At 70.7% G+C, this 19,136-nt stretch carries 20 protein-coding genes and 1 pseudogene; 7 read left to right on the top strand and 14 right to left on the bottom strand.

All coding sequences use genetic code 11. From position 1 onward, the window contains the following. Nucleotides 1-20 precede the first annotated feature (20 nt). From BR98_RS08630 to BR98_RS08645, 4 genes are all read right to left on the bottom strand, one after another. Nucleotides 21-1,352, bottom strand: coding sequence for a lipase family protein (locus BR98_RS08630; RefSeq protein ID WP_035841514.1), 1,332 nt, complete (start codon nucleotides 1,350-1,352; stop codon nucleotides 21-23). 104 nt (nucleotides 1,353-1,456) lie between these two features. Then, a complete protein-coding gene (locus BR98_RS08635) occupies nucleotides 1,457-2,482 on the bottom strand; it encodes an NAD-dependent epimerase/dehydratase family protein (RefSeq protein ID WP_035841515.1) in 1,026 nt (341 codons plus the stop codon). After that, a complete protein-coding gene (locus BR98_RS08640) occupies nucleotides 2,479-3,651 on the bottom strand; it encodes an N-acetyltransferase (protein ID WP_198042141.1) in 1,173 nt (390 codons plus the stop codon). The genes BR98_RS08635 and BR98_RS08640 overlap by 4 nt, the downstream gene beginning before the upstream one ends. Then, nucleotides 3,648-4,898: an aminotransferase class I/II-fold pyridoxal phosphate-dependent enzyme gene (locus BR98_RS08645; RefSeq protein WP_232247290.1), complete on the bottom strand. Its 1,251-nt coding sequence runs from the start codon at nucleotides 4,896-4,898 to the stop codon at nucleotides 3,648-3,650. Before BR98_RS08645 ends, BR98_RS08640 begins: the two co-directional genes overlap by 4 nt. Before the next feature lie 322 nt (nucleotides 4,899-5,220). Between BR98_RS08645 and BR98_RS36140 the strand changes: the two genes are divergently transcribed. Next, complete coding sequence (locus BR98_RS36140; protein ID WP_051969462.1) at nucleotides 5,221-6,570, top strand: condensation domain-containing protein; 1,350 nt, start codon at nucleotides 5,221-5,223, stop codon at nucleotides 6,568-6,570. Nucleotides 6,571-6,655: 85 nt separating this feature from the next. Here BR98_RS36140 and BR98_RS08655 read toward each other — a convergent pair whose 3' ends face one another. Next, nucleotides 6,656-7,120, bottom strand: a complete 465-nt coding sequence (locus tag BR98_RS08655; protein ID WP_035841516.1) for a hypothetical protein — start codon at nucleotides 7,118-7,120, stop codon at nucleotides 6,656-6,658. 175 nt (nucleotides 7,121-7,295) lie between these two features. Next, nucleotides 7,296-8,882: an FAD-dependent monooxygenase gene (locus tag BR98_RS08660; protein WP_035841517.1), complete on the bottom strand. Its 1,587-nt coding sequence runs from the start codon at nucleotides 8,880-8,882 to the stop codon at nucleotides 7,296-7,298. Between the two features lie 55 nt (nucleotides 8,883-8,937). On the opposite strand from BR98_RS08660, the gene BR98_RS08665 reads away from it, so the two are divergent. Then, on the top strand, nucleotides 8,938-9,642 hold the full coding sequence (locus tag BR98_RS08665) for a TetR/AcrR family transcriptional regulator C-terminal domain-containing protein (RefSeq protein ID WP_198042142.1): 705 nt from the start codon (nucleotides 8,938-8,940) through the stop codon (nucleotides 9,640-9,642). A 64-nt stretch (nucleotides 9,643-9,706) separates the two neighbouring features. Here the strand turns inward: BR98_RS08665 and BR98_RS08670 are convergent, their stop codons facing one another. From BR98_RS08670 to BR98_RS39075, 3 genes are all read right to left on the bottom strand, one after another. Further along, nucleotides 9,707-10,531 carry a tyrosinase family protein gene (locus BR98_RS08670; RefSeq protein WP_157537503.1) on the bottom strand — a complete coding sequence of 275 codons (825 nt, stop codon included), beginning with the start codon at nucleotides 10,529-10,531 and terminating at the stop codon, nucleotides 9,707-9,709. A 244-nt stretch (nucleotides 10,532-10,775) separates the two neighbouring features. Continuing rightward, the gene (locus tag BR98_RS08675) at nucleotides 10,776-11,237 is read right to left on the bottom strand and encodes a DUF5990 family protein (RefSeq protein WP_035841522.1); all 462 of its coding nucleotides are present in this window, start codon (nucleotides 11,235-11,237) and stop codon (nucleotides 10,776-10,778) included. Nucleotides 11,238-11,364: 127 nt separating this feature from the next. Further along, complete coding sequence (locus BR98_RS39075; protein WP_198042143.1) at nucleotides 11,365-12,402, bottom strand: helix-turn-helix transcriptional regulator; 1,038 nt, start codon at nucleotides 12,400-12,402, stop codon at nucleotides 11,365-11,367. 55 nt (nucleotides 12,403-12,457) lie between these two features. Between BR98_RS39075 and BR98_RS08685 the strand changes: the two genes are divergently transcribed. Beyond that, nucleotides 12,458-13,351: a sterol desaturase family protein gene (locus BR98_RS08685; RefSeq protein ID WP_051969465.1), complete on the top strand. Its 894-nt coding sequence runs from the start codon at nucleotides 12,458-12,460 to the stop codon at nucleotides 13,349-13,351. Nucleotides 13,352-14,116: 765 nt separating this feature from the next. After that, on the top strand, nucleotides 14,117-14,326 hold the full coding sequence (locus BR98_RS40975) for a DUF3761 domain-containing protein (protein ID WP_232247353.1): 210 nt from the start codon (nucleotides 14,117-14,119) through the stop codon (nucleotides 14,324-14,326). Between the two features lie 76 nt (nucleotides 14,327-14,402). Here the strand turns inward: BR98_RS40975 and BR98_RS08690 are convergent, their stop codons facing one another. After that, complete coding sequence (locus tag BR98_RS08690; RefSeq protein WP_035841523.1) at nucleotides 14,403-14,699, bottom strand: hypothetical protein; 297 nt, start codon at nucleotides 14,697-14,699, stop codon at nucleotides 14,403-14,405. Between the two features lie 105 nt (nucleotides 14,700-14,804). Beyond that, entirely contained in the window at nucleotides 14,805-15,167 is a 363-nt protein-coding gene (locus tag BR98_RS08695; protein ID WP_035843680.1) for a cupin domain-containing protein, read from the bottom strand. Between the two features lie 214 nt (nucleotides 15,168-15,381). Here BR98_RS08695 and BR98_RS08700 point away from each other — a divergent pair, with 214 nt between their 5' ends. From BR98_RS08700 to BR98_RS08710, 3 genes are all read left to right on the top strand, one after another. Next, the gene (locus tag BR98_RS08700; protein ID WP_035841526.1) at nucleotides 15,382-16,143 is read left to right on the top strand and encodes an alpha/beta fold hydrolase; all 762 of its coding nucleotides are present in this window, start codon (nucleotides 15,382-15,384) and stop codon (nucleotides 16,141-16,143) included. A 235-nt stretch (nucleotides 16,144-16,378) separates the two neighbouring features. Next, on the top strand, nucleotides 16,379-16,708 hold the full coding sequence (locus BR98_RS08705) for a TfoX/Sxy family protein (RefSeq protein WP_035841528.1): 330 nt from the start codon (nucleotides 16,379-16,381) through the stop codon (nucleotides 16,706-16,708). Nucleotides 16,709-16,910: 202 nt separating this feature from the next. Beyond that, nucleotides 16,911-17,225, top strand: coding sequence for a hypothetical protein (locus BR98_RS08710; RefSeq protein WP_035841530.1), 315 nt, complete (start codon nucleotides 16,911-16,913; stop codon nucleotides 17,223-17,225). 238 nt (nucleotides 17,226-17,463) lie between these two features. Here BR98_RS08710 and BR98_RS40980 read toward each other — a convergent pair. The 3 genes and pseudogenes from BR98_RS40980 to BR98_RS08720 form a co-directional block, all read right to left on the bottom strand. Continuing rightward, a pseudogene (locus BR98_RS40980) lies at nucleotides 17,464-17,727 on the bottom strand (methylenetetrahydrofolate reductase); the annotation flags it as partial. Beyond that, nucleotides 17,673-17,942 carry a TetR family transcriptional regulator gene (locus BR98_RS08715; RefSeq protein ID WP_051969466.1) on the bottom strand — a complete coding sequence of 90 codons (270 nt, stop codon included), beginning with the start codon at nucleotides 17,940-17,942 and terminating at the stop codon, nucleotides 17,673-17,675. The pseudogene BR98_RS40980 and the gene BR98_RS08715, both read right to left, overlap by 55 nt. 204 nt (nucleotides 17,943-18,146) lie before the next feature. Beyond that, nucleotides 18,147-19,121 (bottom strand): helix-turn-helix domain-containing protein, encoded by a 975-nt coding sequence (locus BR98_RS08720; RefSeq protein ID WP_035841531.1) that lies wholly within the window; start codon nucleotides 19,119-19,121, stop codon nucleotides 18,147-18,149. Between the last annotated feature and the right edge of the window lie 15 nt (nucleotides 19,122-19,136).

The raw sequence follows: 19,136 nt of genomic DNA on the forward strand, positions 1-19,136 counted from the left end.
CCGGGAGAACTGACGGATCGTCAGAGTGAGGGAACTGTCCGCTCCGGCGCGAGCGAGTTTCCCGCCGGGATGTGTCCGCAGTCGGACGGGGCCGGCTTGCCCGCGAACCGGTCGTTGAGCCACGAGCCTGCCTTGAGCGCCCATGCCGGCGCCGCTCCGACGTGGCTGAGCAGGTTGTACTGGTCGTAGCTGATCGAGCTGTCGCCGGTGGCGCAGTACTGGTTGGCCAGCGCCCGCACGTCGCCGGCGACCATGACGCCGTCGCCGGTTCCGACGCCGGGCGGGTTGGCGAAGGTTCCCTCCAGCACGCCCCCGTCACCCTGGGCGATGTAGCCGGGGACGGTCGGGGTGGGGGCCGAGCCCAGGTCGACCCTGTTCACCGCCTCGACGAACGCGGCCACCGAGTCCGGGTTGGCGTACTGGGGCTTCGCGATCTGCTGCCAGGTCAGACCGGGGTAGTGGCCGAGTGCGTCGAGCAGCGAGCCGTTCTGCAGCCGGCTGTAGACCTGGAGACCGTAGCTGTTCAGGTACGGCGTCAGATCGATGCCGAACGAACGGGAGACCCCGATGAGCGACATCGGGATGACGCCGGACCAGACCAGTGAGCCGTTGACGTACTTCAGGTTGTGCGCCGGGTCGACGAGCACCCCGCCCTCGGCGAAGCCGACGAGCTTCCGGTTGACGTCGGGCGCGTAGCTCGGGGCGAGTGCCGCCGCCCAGTCGGTGGCGATGGAGCCGCCGGAGTAGCCCATCAGGCCGAACCTGGTCCCGCCGTTCAGCCCGGTCAAGGGGGAGTTGATCGCGGCCCGGATCGAGTCCAGGGTGTTGAAGGCGTACTCCGGCCCGGCCGCGAAGTCCGCGGACTGGCCCTCGGTGTCCGGGATGACGAGGTTGTCACCCTGCAGCACCAGTGCCGAGAGGGCGGCGGATTCGAAGTTGGCGATCGTCCCGCCCAGGGTCACCTTCCCGGCGATCGCCCGGGAGGGTCCGTCCTGCGGGTTCAGGGAGTCGTAGAACGACTGGTAGGACACTGCCTTCGTGGTGTTGCCCGTGATGCTGCGCACCACCGAGGTCACGTTCGCGGCCGGTCGCCCCTGGGCGTCGGTGGTCCGGTAGAGCAGCTGGATCGCGGTGACCGGCGTGGCGATGCCCTCGATGTGGTACTGCAGGGTCCGCGAGTTGAGCACGGTGCCGGGCGCGAACGAGGACAGCGGCGCACTCCCGCCGTAGGTGTAGAAGGCATCGCCCGTGGTGCTGCTGCTTGTCGTCGCGGCCCAGGCGCAGGGGGCGGCGGAAAGCGCCATGGCCGTGACGGCGACGATGGCTAGGCGTCGAACGGTTCTTCTGTACATGGCTCCCCGAAGTCGTGAGGCGGGTCACACTCCTGACTCCGGAGTAAGTTACCTACGAGTAAGACGCCCGTACAGAGACACGACAAGGATTCGACCATCGGCCTTCACCGCGAGCCGCCCCCGGCCGGATCGCGCAGCCGACGGCGGGAGGCACTGGGCACCACTGCTTCGGCGAGCCCGGCCGACAGGGTGACGGCCGGGGAGAACCCGAGCTCGCGTGCCGCGCGGTCGGTGGCGCAGGTCCACGTGCTGTGCCGCAACTCCCTCACCTTGTCCCGGCTGAAGATCGACGCCGTGCTGCGCGCCCTGGCCGCCAGGTCCGCGCCCAACGCCGCGGCCGTCGCCACGGGGACGGGCATCGGCAGCAGCCTCGGTGGGCGGCACCCGACGGCGGCCGCCACGGCTGCCGCGAAGTCGGCCAGGCGGTACTGGACACCGTCGCTGACCTGGAAGATCCCCTCCGCCGTGTCACCGGGCCGGACCACCACCTGCGCGTCCGCCGCCGCGAGCAGCGCCCGGCACAGGTCGTCGACGTGGATCACCGAGTAGTGGTGCGGGCCCGGTCCGCAGGTGGGCAGGAGACCGCGCCGGACGGCGGCCTCCAGGCTGGGCAGGAACTCGCGGTCGCCCGGGCCGTAGACGATGGGCGGGCGGACGATGACCCCGGGCACGCGGTCCGCCAGCCGGTGCACGACCCGCTCACCGCCGAGCTTGCTGCGGCCGTACTCCGACACGGGCGCGGGCGGATCCTCCTCCCGACGCGGACGGCCCGGCAGTGACGGCCCGGCTGCCGCCAGGGAGGAGCAGTAGACCAGGCGTGGCGGGCTCGGCGCGGCGGCGAGGGCCGCGCACAGCCGCCCGGTCCCTGCCGTGTTGACCTCGGCGTACTCGCGTGGCCAAAGAGCCTTGACCACTCCGGCCAGGTGCAGGACGCGGTCCACGCCCTTGACCGCCTGGTCCAGGCCGCGTCCCGTACGGAGATCGCCTTCGACCACCTGCACGGCCAGGGCGTCGGCGCGCAGTCGGCCACGATCGCGCACCAACACCGTGGCTTCGTCCCCGCGTTCGGCGAGCTGGCGGAGCAGGTTCCGGCCGATGAAGCCGGTGGCCCCGGTCACCAGGTACCTCACGGGGTGCCCCGTTCCTGCGGCCGGGTGTCGGCCGGGTCGATGGCGCGCTGGTACAGGCGATGGGTACGGAACCGGACGGCGCCGGTGGCCTGGATCACCCGGTTGCTCTGGGCGTTGTCCTCGAGGACCCAGGAGAACTCGGTCTCGCGGTAGCCCAGGCGGTGCGCCGCGCGGTGCGCCTGGGCGAGGACGGCCGGAACGAGTCCCGAGTGGCGGTACTTCTCCTTGGCGCCGCCGGCCACGGCGCGTACGCGGTCGATCCGACGGGCGGCGCGTGCCATCCGGACCAGCCCGGTCGGCAGCCCGAAGGTGGTCAGCCGTCCGCGCGCAGCGCGCAGCGCCTGGTTCGCGTCCGGCAGCCACATCGTGAACGCGGCCGGATCGCCGTCGACCTGGGCCAGGATCACCAGCTCCGGTCGCAGCACCGGCTTCAACTCCGCCAGCAGGTGGTCGAACTCGCGGTCGGTCAGCGGGACGGATGCCCAGTTCTGGGACCACGCCGCGTTGTAGATCTCCTTGACCTGGGCCATGTCCTCGTCGAACCGTTTCGGATCGAGGGGCCGGATGGTGACGTTCTGCCGGCTGCGGGCCCGGTCGCCGACCCGGTCGAAGACGGGTGGCAGCTCGCCCTCCCGCGGCATCGGCAGCCGCCACGACCACAGGTCCTTGGCCTTGGCGAAGCCGCACTCGGTGAGGAGCCGCTGGTAGTACGGCGGGTTGTGCGCCATCATCACCGTGGGTGGGCTGTCGAAGCCCTCCGTCAGCAGGCCGCACTCCTCGTTGGTGGAGAAGCTCAGTGGCCCCAGCACCGCCGTCATCCCGCGCCCGCGGAGCCAGTCGGCCGCGGCCGTGAAGAGCGCCTCGGCCGTCTGGACGTCGTCGACGCACTCGAAGAGGCCGAAGAGGCCGTGCCCCGGGTGGTGCCGCGCGTTGTACCGGGGGTCGATGACCGCGGCGATCCGGCCCACGACCTCGTCACCTCGGCGGGCGAGGAACAGCTCGGCCGTCCCGAAGTCGAAGAACGGGTTGCGCCGAGGGTTCAGGAACGCGCGCCGCTCCCGCTCCAACGGGGCCACCCAGTGCGGGTCTTCGCGATAGACACGGTACGGCAGTCTGATGAAGGCGGTGGTGTCGCGGCGCCCCCGCACCGCCGTCACGACGGCGGTCACAGCGCCACCTCCACGGATCGGCGCTGCCGGGCGATGCGTACCGGTTCGTACCCTTCGGGCGCGGCCCCCGGGATGAGGCCCAGCCGCCGTCCGACCAGCGCGAAGGCGTCGAGCACCTGCTCCACCTGGTCGTCGGTGTGGGTGGCCTGGGCGGTCACCCGGAGCAGCGCCCGGCCGCGTGGCACGGCAGGGGCGGCGACGGCGTTGGTGAACACCCCCGCGTCGAAGAGCTCCTGCCAGGCGCGCAGGCACAGCTCCGCGTCGCCGACGTGGACCGGGATGATGGGGGTGACCGACTGGCCGGTGTCGTAGCCGAGGGCGCGCAGCCCGTTGTGCAGCCGCTCGGCCAGGTCCAAGGCCCGCTGCCGGCGGTGGGGTTCGGACTCGATGATGTCCAGCGACGCGATGCCGGCGGCGGCCGCCGCCGCCGGCATCGCAGCGGAGAACAGGAGTGAACGAGCGCTGTAGCGCAGGTAGTCGATGACGTCCCCGGGGCCGGCGAGCATCCCGCCGGACGAGCCGAAGCACTTCGACAGTGTCCCGGTGACCAGGTCGACGCCGTCCAGCAACCCGAAGTGCTCGGCCACGCCCCGTCCGCCGACGCCCATCAGCCCGATGTCATGGGCGCTGTCGACCACGACCCTGGCCTCGTAGCGGCGGGCCAGCGCGACGATCTCGGGCAGGCGGCACAGATCGCCGCTCATCGAGAACAGGCCGTCGGTGACGATCAGTTTGCCGACGGCGGGGTCTGCTGCGCGCAGCAGACTCTCCAGATGGATCATGTCGGAGTGCCGGTAGCGGTAATGCGCGCCGAACCCCAGCCGGATGCCGTCCACCAGGGAGGCATGGTTGGACATGTCCCCGAAGGCGGCGTCGTTCCTTCCGAGGAAGGACGCGATCGCCAGGTTGGTCTGGAAGCCGGTGGTCGTCACCACCGCCGCCTCCTGGCCGAGGAACACCGCCAGCCTGCCCTCCAGTTCCTCATGGAGTGCCAGGCTGCCGTTGAGCGCCCTGGAACCGGAGCACGAGGCGCCGAAGCGGCCGAGCGCGGCGGAGGCGGCCGCCACCACCCGGGGATCTGTCGACAGTCCCAGGTAGTCGTTGCAGCCGACCATGATGAGGCGCTTTCCATCAACGAGGACTTCGGTGCCGCGCGCGGAGAGAGCGCGGAAGTACGGTCGGGTCCCCGATTCCACCATGGCGCGGTAGAAGTCGTGTTGCGACTGCTTTCGGAAGACATCCGGCATGGGCCGCTCCATCGACGAGATTTCCTGATGTGTAGCGACCCTAGGACTCCGGACGCCCGACGCGGCGGAGCGACACCGGCGGGCAGCGCTGCGCGAATCGATATCGAACGCGGTTGACTGATCGAACAGTTGAGGTCAGGACGGGTCCTCGGGACGCGGTATAAAGGTCCCTGAACATAAAGGTCCCTGCACTCGCTCACCGGGAACGACGGTGTGCCATGCACTGGGATGTCGATACACCACAGTCGATACATCACACTGGCCGATTTTCAGGAATTGTGCGCGGCCTTAGGAATGACCAGCGGGAACCGGGACACCGATCATGCGCCGACGACTCTCGCCGACCGAGCGCTTCCTGTGGGCCGCGGGCGAGGTGCTCCCCGTCAACATGGCCGTGATCGGCCGGGTCCACGGCCGGACCACTCCCGCCCTCCTGCGCGAAGCCCTGTCCGCCGCTCGTCACCGCCACCCGCTGCTCGCGGTCCGGATCGCCGACCCCGGCCCCTGGCGGGCCTGGCTGACCACTGACCGGGTACCGGACCCGGAGCTGCGCGTCGTCAAGGCCGCAACCCCGGACAGCTGGGCCCGGATCGTCGAGGAGGAACTCCAGCAGCCGTTCGACATCCGCCTCGGCCCGCTGACCCGCTTCGTCCTGGTCGAGGCAGGCGACTCCTTCGACCTCGTCGGGATCTACCACCACCTGGTCGCCGACGGCCTGTCCGCCGCCTTCGTGCTGCGCGATCTGCTCCGCCGGATCGCCGACCCGGCCGCCGACATGTCCCCGGTCGTCGCCGCCCCCGCCGACGACCTGCTCCCCGACCGCCGCGCCGGACTCGGCGACCTGCGCGCGGTGGCCCGCCTGCTGCGCGGCAGCGGCCGGGCTGCCCGCGCCGCCGGCGCAGGCAGCCAACTCGCCTACACCACCTGGTCCCTGGACGCACCCGAGACCTCAGCCCTACTCGCCCGCTGCCGAGCCGAACGAACCACCGTCACGGCCGCCCTGTCCACCGCCTTCGCCCGCGCCCTCGCCGAGCTCGGCCGGCACGGCCCAGTCGGCCCGGTCGGCCGCCATGTCCGCCACGTCCGCCACGTCCGCCACGTCCGCCACGTCCGCCACGTCCGCCATGTCCGCCACGGCCAGCACAGCCCGCACGGCCCGCACGGCCCGGTCGGCATCGCCGTGGCAGCGGACCTACGGCGGCTGCTGACCCCCTCCCCCGGCGAGGCCCTCGGGCTCTACGCGACCAGCCTCCTGACCACCCTCGACGGCGCCGCCCGACACGACCCCTGGGAGGTCGCCCGCCGCGCCGGAGCCGACATCCACCGCGCCCTGCGGCCGGAGGAACTCCTGCCCCTGGTCCGGATCCACCGCCTGCTCCGCTACCTCCCCCGCGCGACCATGAGTTCACTCCTCGGGCGCAGCGAGGCCAAACGGACCGTCTTCGACGTCTCTCTCAGCAACATGCGCGTGCCCGTCCCCACCGGCTACGGACCCCTCCGGCTGACCGCCGTGTACGCCGCCGCCCACACCAGCCTGTCCGGCGCCCCTCTCGTGACCGTCTACGGACTCGACGGCCGCCTCTTCTGCAGCGTGACCTCGACGGACGGCCCGCACACCGCAGAACTCTGCGCCCTGGCCATGTCCCACCTGCGGGCCGCGATCTCGGGGTGAACCGCCCCGAGTCCAGCGCAACCCTCGAAGTCACCAGCGCAACCCTCGAAATCCTGCCCCCGTGACTGCCGACCCGTATTCGGGCTCAGTATTCGCCCTTGATCACGAAGTAGGAACCGCGGATCACACCGGCCAGCTTCGACTTCTGACGCGCGAACTTGAAGCGTGACGCCAGTTCCTCGGGAACCTCCATGCCTTCGGAGAGTTTGAACCCGACCGCGCGCTTCGTCCCGCTCTCAATGCCGTACATCACGTTGATCGACAGGCCGGACTCGTAGAACACATAAGCCATCCGAAGACCGTCCACCTCGAATGAGGTCACCTCGAGCGGGCGGGCGGAGATGACGATGTCACGCTCCTGGGCGAGAACGCGGTTCACCCAGTCGAGCGTCTCCGGTGCCTCGGTTGCGGGGCTGACGGTGAAAGCGTGATCGTACTTATTCTTGTAATAGCGCGCCTCGTTGGCGCGTAGTCCGGCGAGAGCCTCCGCAACCGGGGAGGATTCCAGGCCGACGGTGGACACGTTCTCGAAATCGACGATGTACGGCATGCGCTCTCCCGATGACGGTCTGTCAAGGCCACGGTAGCGGACGGACCACTTCCAGTCGGGCGTGGCTGGAGCGCGCCGGAGACCGCGGCGCGGACCGTCGCGCAGCGCCGAGCGCCCAGCAGGGCACGGCGGACGACGGGCGGCGGACGACGGGTGGGCGCGCCCCGCCCCACGCTCAGACGCTCGGCACCGCGACCGGCCTGGCCAGCACCTGGTCCAGCACCTCGGCGAGGAACCGCGCCGGATCCGGCACCGGCACCGTGACCCGCATCGCGACGATCGCGTCCGGCCGCACGAGCAGGGCCCCGCTGTCGGACAGCCACGGCGCGCGGACCCGGTGTGCCGGCAGGCCGACGCCGGCCGCGGCCGCGAGCCACCGGTCGCCCGCGGCGCCCGCCAGCAGGGTCCACCGGGATGCGACCAGGTCGAGCGTGGAGACCCCGTCGACCCACGCGTGCGGCACCCGTGAACCCGGCGACCCGTCCAGCGCCGCCACCAGGTCGACCGTGGACGGGAGTTCCGGCCGCGGATCGACGACGGCGGCCGAGTCGTACCGCTGGCCGAGGTGCACGACCGGCGCCGCCCACACCCCCGCCGCAGCCCTGGCGGCGTCGGCCTCGGGTCCACGCCCCCAGTGCAGCGCCGGGTCGGCGAACCTGCGCATCGCCTGGTCCAGCGTCGCCGCGGCGACCGGCTCGCGCTCCTGCGCGTAGGTGTCGAGCAGGCCGGCGCCCGCCTCGCCGTGGTGGACGGCGGCCAGTTTCCACGCCAGGTTGTGGGCGTCGGCGACGCCGGTGTTGAGGCCGAACGCACCGATGGGTGCCACGGTGTGGGCGGCGTCGCCGACCAGGAACACGCGGCCGACGGCGAAGCGGTCGGCCAGGGCGCTCCGGGGCCGCCACGGCAGCACGCTGCGCACCTCGACGTCGAGCTCGGGATCGCCGACCGCCGCGCGGACGACCGCGACGCAGCGTTCCTGCGTGAAGTCCTCGGGGCGCTCTCCCTCGTCCACGTCGCAGCTGACGTGGAAGACCCAGGTGGTCGAACCGTCCACGGTCACCAGCAGGCCGTGCGCCTCCGGCGTGGTGATCGTGCAGGTGCCGAAGGACATCCCCCGCAGGTGGGGTCGGAGGTCGGCGCCGAACAGGATGTTGATCTTCGACTTGCCCAGGTCGCCCACCCCGGAGGTACCCACCCCGAGCGCGGTCCGCACAGCGCTGTGCGCGCCGTCCGCGGCCACCACGTGCGCGCAGCGCAGCGAGTAGCGGCCATCGGGCCCCTCCAGCTCGACGTCGACCCCGTCGGCGTCCTGCGCGATGCCGACCAGGCGGGTCGACCAGCGCACAGCCGCTCCGCGGCGCGCCAGGTCGGCCGCCACCACGGCGTCAAGGCGGTCCTGTGCGCAGACGCCGCGCAGCCTGAACGGCGTCGTGTCCAGCTCGGTGGCGGACGGAACCGGCATGGGCACGGCCACGACATCGCCCGCGCCCATCTCGACGACCGTCCGCGCCACCGCCTTGGCCGTGGCACCCCGCAGGTCGACGGCGACAGCGTCGACGGCGGTGTCCAGCCCGAGTTCACGCAGGATCTCGACCGTCCGGGGCCCGATGCCGGTCGCGCGCGGGTGGACCGACGGCCCCGAGCGGCGTTCGACGAGCACCGCGGGGATGCCGTGGTGGGCGAGCAACGCCGCGGTGAGCAGCCCGACGCTGCCGCCCCCGACCACGAGGACCGGCGCTTCCAGATACGCTGTTTCCGTCATGGCTACACCGTAGCCAGAAGCTAGAATGCCGGTCAACGAGGAAGGGAAGCACCCGATGACCGAACCCGCTCCCTGGTCGGTGTGGACCAGGCCTCGCCCCGAACCGGCCCGACGCGCCCCGGGAGTGGACCAGTACGTGGCCGCCGCGCTGGCCGTCGCCGACGCGGAGGGCCTGGCCGCGGTGTCGATGCGCCGGGTCGCGGGCGACCTCGGCTCCGGGACGGCCACCCTCTACCGCTACATCGCCAACCGCGACGAGCTGGTGGACCTGATGGTCGACGCCGCCCAGGGCGAGGACCCGCTCCCCGAGCCCACCCCGGACTGGCGCACCGACCTGGCCGCGGTCGCGCACGCCCAGCGCGCGACCCTGCTGCGCCACCCGTGGCTGGCGGCCGAACTGGCGGGCAGGCCCTCGCTCGGCCCCAACACCTTGCGGCGGGCCGAATCCGCCCTGCGCGCCGCCGTCGCGCTCACCCCCGACATCACGCTGGCCTCACAGGCACTCGTAGCCGTGCACGCGTACGTGCTGGGCTCGGTGGCCACACAGCAGGCCGCTCGGCGCGCCGAGCAGCGCACCGGCCTGACCGAGGAGCAGTGGCAGCGCAGCCTCGGCCCCTACATCAGCGCCGTCCTCGCGGCGGGCGAACACCCGATGCTCGCCCGCCGCGTCCACGAAGGCGAGGACCTCGACCCTGACGTCGAGTTCGCGTTCGGCCTGGACTGCGTACTCGACGGCCTCGCGGCCCGATTGGCTCACTGACGCGGGCACCCGGGCACCCGGCACTCGGGCACCCGGACAACCCGGGCACAGCCGCCGTCGCGGGTCAGCGGTAGGAGTAGTGGAAGTTGGCGATGTCGCGGGTGGTGAGTTCGGTGACCCGCCAGGGGTCCATCACCGCGTTGTCGCCGTTCAGTGTCGGGTTCTCGTTCTGGTGGGTCGGGTGCCAGGTCCACCAGAGTCGGTCGATGTTGGCGTGGTGCATGTAGAAGAGCGGGTCGGCGGCCGCCGTCATCAGGTCCGACATGGTGGCGCCGACCCAGACGTGGATGTCGTCGTGCACGGACTCCAGCCCGTCCACGAAGGTGTTGAAGTCGCCGACGCCCATCACCGCGTCGATCCGGGAGGTGATCTGCCGCAGCGCCTGTTGGTCGCCGGGCGAGCGGGTCACCTGGATGACGCCGCCCATCGCACCGGGCACCACCACGGTCGGCAGCACGCCCGCCATCCAGACCGGTACCTGCTGGTCGACCGTCCAGTCCCAGTACGGGATAGTCACGTCGGCGTGGATGCGGCGCAGCGCGCTCTCCATCTGGTCCAGGAGCACCCGGTGCCAGGGCAGGAACCGCTGGGCGCCGAGGTCGGTCGGCGAGGAGCTCATGCGGTGCTGGTGGTGGCCCATGTCGGCGTGGACGGCGACGAACTTGCCGAACGCGCCGGACTGGTTGATCACGTTGAACGCGTCGAGCAGGCGGGACCGCTCGGTGGCGGTGAGGTCCTTCTCGTTCTTGCGGACCTTCTGCAACGGCTGGGTCCGCCGCATGGCCGCCAGATCGGCGAAGGTCATCGGGCCGGCCATCCCGTCGTGCGGGGAGGTGGCCCGCGCGAGCAGGTCGGGGTGGGCGAGGGTGGCGAGCTGATGCTCGGTCATCTGGGTCACGGAAGCCTCGATTTCTCGGCACAGTGGTCCGGGCTGGTGGGGCAAGCACTCCCCCAGCAGCGTCGACCCGCGCGCCGAGCCCTGCGCGCCGGACTGGGCCAAGCGGCGGCGTGGCTGCCTGGAGGTCAGCAAATCCCGGACCGGACCTGGCTCGGTGGGCGACCGCGGGTCCGTGACCGGCACGGAGCCGGGCAGGGCTGAGCCCCGGCACCGACAGCACCCCAGGATGCCAAGCTCACCGGGTGGCCTCGGCGGACCATTCGACGAGCGGTGGCCGGACGGCGGCACACAGGGGATGGCCCTTGGCGTCGGTGAGGCGAAGGCGTCCGGTGAGCTGCCCGAGTCGGGTTGCGGCGGCAGCGGTGGCCGGGTCGACGGCGTCCAGCATGAGCTTGGCGCGTCGGAACAGGGTGAAGGTACCGACTTCGTCGACGCTGCCCCACGAGAGGTAGATGAACCGGCCGCCCGGACGACCCTGGATGTACGGGCCCTTGAGGTCGATGCCCAACGGGCCGGGGGTGGCCGTGCACTCCAGCCGCCAGGTTGCCGAGGCGGCGTCGCCGGGCTGGCAGTCGAGCAGTTCCTCGCGCCGGTCCCGACGTTGGACCGCCACGTGGACGTTGGTGTAGCCGGGGAAGTCGGGGCCGGCGGCGCAGGTGCGGCCCGGCAGGTCGTAGGCGTCGATCCGGATCTGCATGGAGCCATCCTCCTCGGCGACGGCGCCTCCCCCTACGACGCCGTCACGGGCCCGGTTCGACACGCCAGGTGCTCACCAGCATCCGCCATCCGCGCAGTCGCCCCACGGAACCGCGACCGGCTGACCCCTAGCGGCGCTCGCCCGCAGCGCGCCGGTACCCCGAGGGGGTCAGCCCCGTCCACCTCCGTACCGCGCGGGTGAGGGCCGCCTGAGTGGCGAAGCCCACCTGGGTCGCGATGGCGCCCAGCGGCAGTCCGGCCGGCTCGGGCTCGGCCAGCAGGGCCAGCGCCCGGTCCCGTTGCACGGCCTCCACCAAGGCTGAGAACGAGCAGCCCTCCTCCTGCAGGCGCAGCTGGAGCGTGCGGCGGCCCACCGCCATCGTGCGTGCCACGTCGGCCAGTCGAGGCGGGCCGTCCGGCCCCACTTCCTCCTGGAGGGCTGCTCGGACCGTCTCCGACCACCGCGTGTGGTGCAGTTCGAGCCGCCGCTCCGCGTACGGGGCGAGCATCGCCAACACCACCGGATCAGCCTGTCGCACGGGCGCACGCAGTGCGGTCGGCCCGAACACGCAGGCATCCGCCGGCTGCCCGAACGACACCGGGCCGAACACACTGCGGTACGCCTGCGCCCGCTCGGGGGCGGGCCGCCGCAGCAGCACCCGGTCCGGTACGGCGCCCTCCCCGGCGAGCCGGCGGACGGTTCGGCACAGCATGGCGAAGCAGGCGTCCACGGTTTCCGGATGTGCCGCACCCCCGTCCAGTGCCCGCAGGCTCACCGAGACCGTGGCGGGCCCGCTGCCGGTGGGGCGCCGCCGTACGACCAGCTCGTTGCGGCCGATCAGCGGGTGGAAACGCCCCAGGTTGTCCAACAGCGCCGCGATGTCGGGGCTGTTCGCGAGGATCGGCGCCAACACCCCGCCCAGCGCGGTGGTCTCGGCCGACTCGGCGAACGCCAGCCCGGGCTGCGCCGTACCGACCAGGCACAGCGCGTCCCAGAGCGGCGCGAGCCAGTCGACCTTCGCCCGGTCGTCTGCGCGGTCGTCCGTCGTTCGCGGATCCGGCAGCGCCACTCCTCGCGCGAGGGCGTATGCCTGCAACTCCGCCTCCACCAGGTCGGTGCTGATGGGGCCGGCCTGGGAGTCGTCCCGAGATGCGCGGGAAGGCAAAAGCGGTGCACCCACGGGAAAGCAAGCCTCTCGGGTCAGCTGCGAAGTTGGCGGCATGGAACTCGACACACCGGCACGGCCAGGTCTGACCTACGGTACCTACCCGCTGCTGGCGACAGCCACGGCCGCAGCCGTCTGGGCGGCGGTCACTCACCGCCTGGCGATCTCGCGGGACGCCACGCTCGGCCTACTGACCATCGGCACCATCGTGGTCGCACTCATCGTCGAGCGGGTCAACCCGCTGCTGGACCGCTGGCGGATGACCCGGGACAACTTCGTCGGCCGCGACCTGCCGTTCATCGGACTGGCCTTCGTGGTCGAGCAGGTCGCGACCATGGGTGTCTCCCTCGTCGCAGCCCGCTTCGTCCCGGCCGGCGGCTTCGGACCGCTCGCCCGCCTCCCGCTCCTCGTCCAGGCCCTGGTCGTCCTGCTGGCCCTCGACCTGCTCTGGTACACCTACCACCGGGCCGCCCACACCATCCCCCGACTGTGGCGGGCGCACGGAGTCCACCACTCGCCGTCCCAGCTGTACCTCCTCATGCACCCGATCTTCCACCCCATCGACCTGCTGGTCTCCCGGTTCATGATCTCCCTGCTGGTGTTCCGCTTCAGCGGCGCGACCCCTGACGCCGCGTTCCTGGCCCTGGTGGTGCTGAACCTCCAGCAGACGATCAGTCACATCAACTCCGACCTCCGCACCGGAGCGCTCAACTACCTGCTGATCGGCGCCGAAACCCACCGCTGGCACCACGGCGCCAGCGAACGGGTCAACTACGGCTCGGTACTGGCCATCTGGGACATCGCCTTCCGCACCTTCGTGTACGAGCCCACCCGGGTGCCCGACCGCCTCGGCCTCGACGACCCGGCCTCCTACCCCGACCCCCGCCGCTTCCACACCACCCTCGCCTGGCCCTTCCGGCGGACCAGCACACCGGCTGCGAAACCGTAGGACCGGCTCCGAGGCATTGTTCGGCTCAGGGCGCCGTGTGTGGTCCCATGTTGGTCCCGCATGCGATCAGTGCGGCGTCGTGCGCGGTGCGGTAGTGAGAGTCACGGATGGCGTCGCCCAGCCACGCTCGGGGATTCTCGCCGACTGCCCTCGTGCAAACCGGCTCTGACCTGCTCTCATGCGCCTCCGAGCCGCTCGCATGCCGACGGCTCAACGGCCCGCCGCTGACCGTGTTCCACCGCTCGGATCCGCCTGCTCGGGCACGCGAAGGGCACAACCGCTCAGATCAGGCGGCAGCTGGTACCTGCACCCCGGGTACGTTGCGATCGTCTAACGGCTGGCTCAACCCCCCGTGCCTCCGATCATCCGTCGGACACCATGGCGACCTTGCATCGTCTCTCAAGGAGCGCAATGACTGCGCAGTTCCCTCCTGGTTGGGGCCAGCCCGGACTTCAGTCGGCACCTACTCCGCCAGACACCCGGCCGCTGCGGAAGCGGAAGCGCGTATGGGCAGGTGGCTTCGGACTGTTCTTGCTCGGTGCCATGCTCGTGACAGAAGGCAACCATGCCGAGGTTGCCGCCGCCCATGCCGAAGTCAGCGCTCGTCCCACCGTGACCGCCACCGCCGTAAAGACCGTAGCCTCGACGGTCACGGCCCCGGCTCCCGCACCGATAACCGCGACTGCGACCGTCACCGTCACCGTCACGGCGGCGCCCCCGGCGCCGGCGACGGCAACCGCTACCGTGACCGTCACCGTCACCGCCATGCCTCCGGGCGCCTCTCCCGACCCGAACTCGAGTTCCGCTGGGGGTTCGTCCGGAGGAGGCTCGTCCTCGTCAGGTGGTTCCAGCGGTGGTGTCCCGAACCCGGGCGCTGGCGCCACTGCCTTGTGCAATGACGGCACGTACTCGTTCTCCGCGCACCATCAGGGCACCTGCTCCAGTCACGGCGGCGTAGCCGTCTGGTACAAGTAGCAGCGCTCTCAATGCGAGCCTCGCTCGCCGACGCGGTGGCAGTAGCGAGGGGTTTGCGCGACAGCCCCCTCGAGAATCAGATGCCAGAGTTGTCGACGAACCCCACGATATCGAGGTATTCGATTTTGGGCGGGACACCATAAATCCCCGCCACCTTGTCGACGAGCTCCTCCGTGAAGAAGGCACGGGCTTTGTCCTCGTCATCCCACACGTAGAAGTTCCTTGCCTGAACGCCGTCTTCGTCGAGCATGAAGCTCTTGAAGCGAAGGCCGGGCATGCCTTCGAACGGTCCTCGGAGTTCGCCGGCAATCTTTACGAGAGTTGAACGATCGAACTTGTCAGTCTGCGTGAAAGTCACGAGCACGCCGATCATCGGGCCTCCTATCGATTGGGGGAGCAACGGTCGATCGAGTGATGCTAGGGACGAATAAGGGACCTGTTCCTGGCCGCATCGACTCCACCACCGCGCGCGCCCGCGTCACTTCTTGGCGTAGTCGGCGAAGCCCTGCCAGTCGATGACGACACAGGCCTCGTCGCCCACGACCCAGGCGTCGTGCCCCGGCGGGCAGATCATGAAGTCGCCGGGGCCGAATTCCGCCGACTCGCCGTCGTCCATGACGATGTTCATCCGCCCGGAGATCACATAGCCCATGTGCGAGGCCTGGCAACTCTCCGTTCCCGCAATGGGCTTGACATGACTCGACCATTTCCATCCCGGCTCGAAGGTTCCGCGGCCCACCGCTCCGGCGTCCAGGTTGACCAGCTCCACCTTCCCCGCGTTCTGCTCGAAGGGACGGACTTCCTCGGGCGTGTCGAGGCTCTTGCGTACGAGACCGGACATGACGTGCTCCTCACCGAGACACGGGGGCTTCTCCCTCCAGTCTCGGCTCCGCAGTGTCAGGCCGCGATTCAAGGGCGAAGAGCCCGTGGTCCGGTCCGTACCGTCGCGCGAGGCCGCCCCGGGCCACTCGTCGCTCTCCCAGTCGTGCTCGGTCATCTCCGGCCAGGCTCTCGACGTCGGTTGCAGGCGGGTCGGCAGCTGTCAGGATGAGGTTATGAAGCCGTACAGGGTCATCCTGCTGCCTGGCAGCGTGCTCCCGGCGGACCTCGCCTACGGTGCGCTGATCGTTGCTCTGGGCCCGGACGTCGACGCCGTCGCGAAGGAGCTGGAGCTGTATGCGACCGACGAACCGCCGGCCGACTACAGCCTGGACACCGAGGTCGCGGGCTTGCTGCGCGAGGCCGACGCACGGGGGTGGGACACGTTCCACCTCGTGGGCTACTCGGGTGGCGGCGCATCGGCGCTGGCCGTCGCACAGCGGCACCCCGAGCGACTGGCGAGCCTGGCGCTGTTGGAGCCGGCCTGGGCGGGAAGCTGGGACTGGAGCCCGGAGCACACCGCACTCTGGGCGCAGTACGACGAACTGGAAGCACTGCCGCCACGGGAGTTCATGGCCGCCTTCACGCGACTGGGCGTCAAGCCCGAGGTGGTGCCACCTCCGCCGCCGCCCGGTCCCCCGCCGCCCTGGATGGCCAAGCGCCCGGCCGGCATCCGGGCCTTCCTGAAGACGTTCAAGACCTACGACCTCGACCGCGGCAGGCTCACCGCCTTCGACAAACCCGTGTACTTCGCCCTCGGCGGCCTGAGCAATCCCGACGAGTACGGGGAAGTGGCGGCCCGACTCGCGAAGGTCTTCCCGGACTTCCAACTCGAGGTATTCGAGGACCGGCACCACTTCGACCCGCCCCACCGGATCGAGCCCGAGCGGCTGGCCGGATCCCTGCACGCCATCTGGGCCCGCACCGAGCAGAGTTGACAACCTGACGGTGCGTCAGGACATCGGGGCACAGCGCCGGCGAACGGACGGCGCGGAAGCGAGCTGCTCCGGCTCTACCGACGTTACTCGCCGTGTGCGAACCCGCCGGTCTGCCGCGGCGGCTCCGATGGCGCACCTCCCTGGCGGAGGAACTGCGCGAACACCTCCCGTGCGTCGGGGACCACCGACGGGGACCGGCGTGCCACAGCCGCTGTTCACCCTCTAGGAGGCTGCCATGGCCATCGACGAAGGCCTGGCCCAGCGGATCCGCGAACAGCTGGGCGAGGTCCCCGGCCTCACCGAGAAACGCATGTTCGGCGGCCTCGCGTTCCTCCTGAACGGCAACATGGCCGTCGGAGTCCACAGCGACGAACTCATCGTCAGGATCGGCCCCGACGACACGGACGCGGCCCTGGCCCGCCCGGGCGTCCGCCTCTTCGACGTCACCGGGCGCCCGATGCGCGGCTGGATCCTCGTCGCCTCCTCCGCCCTCACCGAGGACGCGACTCTCGGCGACTGGATCGACCAAGGCCGCACCTTCGCGGCGACCCTGCCACCCAAGTAGCGGGCCGTCGGCGAACGCGACCTCGCCCGGGTCCGCCGACGAGGCCGACGAGGCCGCCGAGGCCGCCGAGGCTGACGAGGCTGACGAGGTACGGCACCCGCGCATCGATGACACGGCCATGGTGGCCGGGTTGGCACAGGCGGGCCGCATGCCGGTTGGATGTCGCGAGACGTTTCGACTCGAAGGAGCGAGGACCCGACGCATGCCCTCTGACGACCTGTTCGACGAGATCGCCAGTGACCTCGCCCCTCGCGGTGCCACCGTCGGAGCGATGTTCGGCAAACGCGCCCTCAAGGCCCACGGCAAGGCCTTCGCCTGTCTCAAGGCCGACCTGCTGGCCTTCCGGCTCGGCGACGGCACGCCCGCCCACGCCGAGGCCCTCGCCCTGCCCGTAGCCGAACTCTTCGACCCCTCCGGCAAGCACCGCCCGTTCAAGGACTGGGTCGCCATCCCCGTCGCCCACGCCCACGCCTGGCCCCACTACGCCGCAACCGCGCTCGACAGCCTCGCCAACTGAAGGAGCGACCGCGCCGCCGAGCCCCGGCCGAGGAGGGCTGAGGGTCCAATGGTCGGCCTAGCGGTGTTCCTCGCCCTCGGCGGGCTGGTCGCCTACCTGGCCGGTGTCACCGGGCTGGGCGAGATCCGCCGCCTGCGCCGGGTCGGTGTACCAGCACAGGCTCTGGTCCGCTACCGCGTGCTCGGTCCGGAGGACCGGTCGGCGGCGCCGCGCCAGGTGCTGGTGGACGGCCGCGAGCGGCGCATGCCCGGCACTTGGCCACGACGTGGCGGATGTCGCTCTCCCAGTCAGGGGACCGGGGGTGCCGTTCGGGGAAGGCGGCGACGCCGATGCTGAACCGGCCGGTCCGGCGGACCAGGTCGACCAGTTCGGCGGCATAGCCCAGACCCTGCGGGTGTGCGACCCATGAGCCGCCTGGGTCGCCCGGCGGGTCACCGCGCAGCAGCATCATGTCGCGCACCCCCGCGTCGGCGTACTGGCCGATGATCTGCCGCCGATCAGCGGGTCGTAGTCGTCGCTCGCGGCCACCTCCTCCTCGGTCCTGAAGTACCGGAAGAAGGTCATGTGGGAGACACCGGCGGCGGCCGCGATCTCCTCCACCGTAGTGGCGTCGAAGCCCTTCTCCAGGAAGAGCCGGGTGGCCTGCTCCTGGATAGTCTGGCGGGTCGCGGCCTTCTTCCGGGCCCGCCAGTCCGCTGGCCGCTGAGCTTCTGTCATGCCCTGATTATCCGCTCCCCGGCGGTCCGGCCGGCCGGATCAGCGTGGGATGACGATGCGGGAGCGCAGGCGGCAGATCACCGCATCGGTGGAGCGGCGGACGGCCCGGTCCAGGATCGCGCCACGCCGGTTCCCAGCAGGCGCTGCCAGGGCCTGGCTCGGTGTCGGTACCGCTGCTTAGGGGTCATGGCCGCTGCTTCGGGGTCACAGCCAGTCCTTCCGCACGGCTTCGGCCCCTGCTTGGAAGCGACTTTCGGCGTTCAGACGATTCATCAGGTCTTGCATCATTCGCCGCACTGTCCGCAAGGACAGGCCCAGCTTGCGGGCGGCGGACTGGTCCGTGTGGCCATGGCCCAGCAGTTGCAGCAGAGCGCGCTCGGACCCGGTGAGGTCTCGATCGTCACGGGCGACGGGCTGACCGAAGTCGGCTCCGCTGCGCCACAGTTCGTCGAACAGTGCGCACAAGGGCTGGATGAGGGCCTCACCGCGCAGTTCCAGTGCGCCGCGGCGGCCGTCACTGGGGTCGGTCGGGACCAGAGCGATGCTGCGGTCAACGATTACCAGTCGGATCGGCAGTAGCGGCACGGTGCGCGTCAAACCGCCCAGATCGGCCAACCATCGGGCATAGCGCAGGGTGTCGGGGTCGTTGCGGAAGCTGTCCTGGAAGATGCTGCGGATGACCACTCCGCGCTCCAGTGCCACCTGGTTGGGGTGTTTGCCGGCTTGAATGGAATCGGGGCGAACGGCTCCCCCGCGCATCAAGGACAGGCATTCCTCGGTCGCGGTCGCTGCGAGTTCCTCAAGGCGGTCGCGGACGGCTTCGAGCGAGTCCAGCCGCAGGACCATCTCGTCATCGGGTCGTCGGTCGATGTACTCGGCGGAAAGGGCCGCGATCACGGTGCGGGTGCTCTCTAATTGCTGCTGGCGAAAGAGCAGTTGGTTCTGGTTGTGGGCGAGCAGCCTGGTCAGTCCGACCTCCGGGCTGACGGCCCGCAGAGCATGGGAGTCGGCCGCGGGCCGCAGCAGCGTCAGTTCCAGCAGTTCGTCGAGTGCTTCACGTGTCTCTGCTTCCGACAGGTGCAGGTGGGCGGCAATCCGGTCGACCCCCCAGTCCGGCTCGGCTAGCAGGGTCCTGTAGACGTTCTCCGTCAGCGCGCTCAGTCCGAGTGCTTGCAGCACCGCTCCCCCTCTCGA

The sequence above is a fragment of the Kitasatospora azatica KCTC 9699 genome (assembly GCF_000744785.1).
GTDB classification, from domain to species: Bacteria; Actinomycetota; Actinomycetes; order Streptomycetales; family Streptomycetaceae; genus Kitasatospora; species Kitasatospora azatica.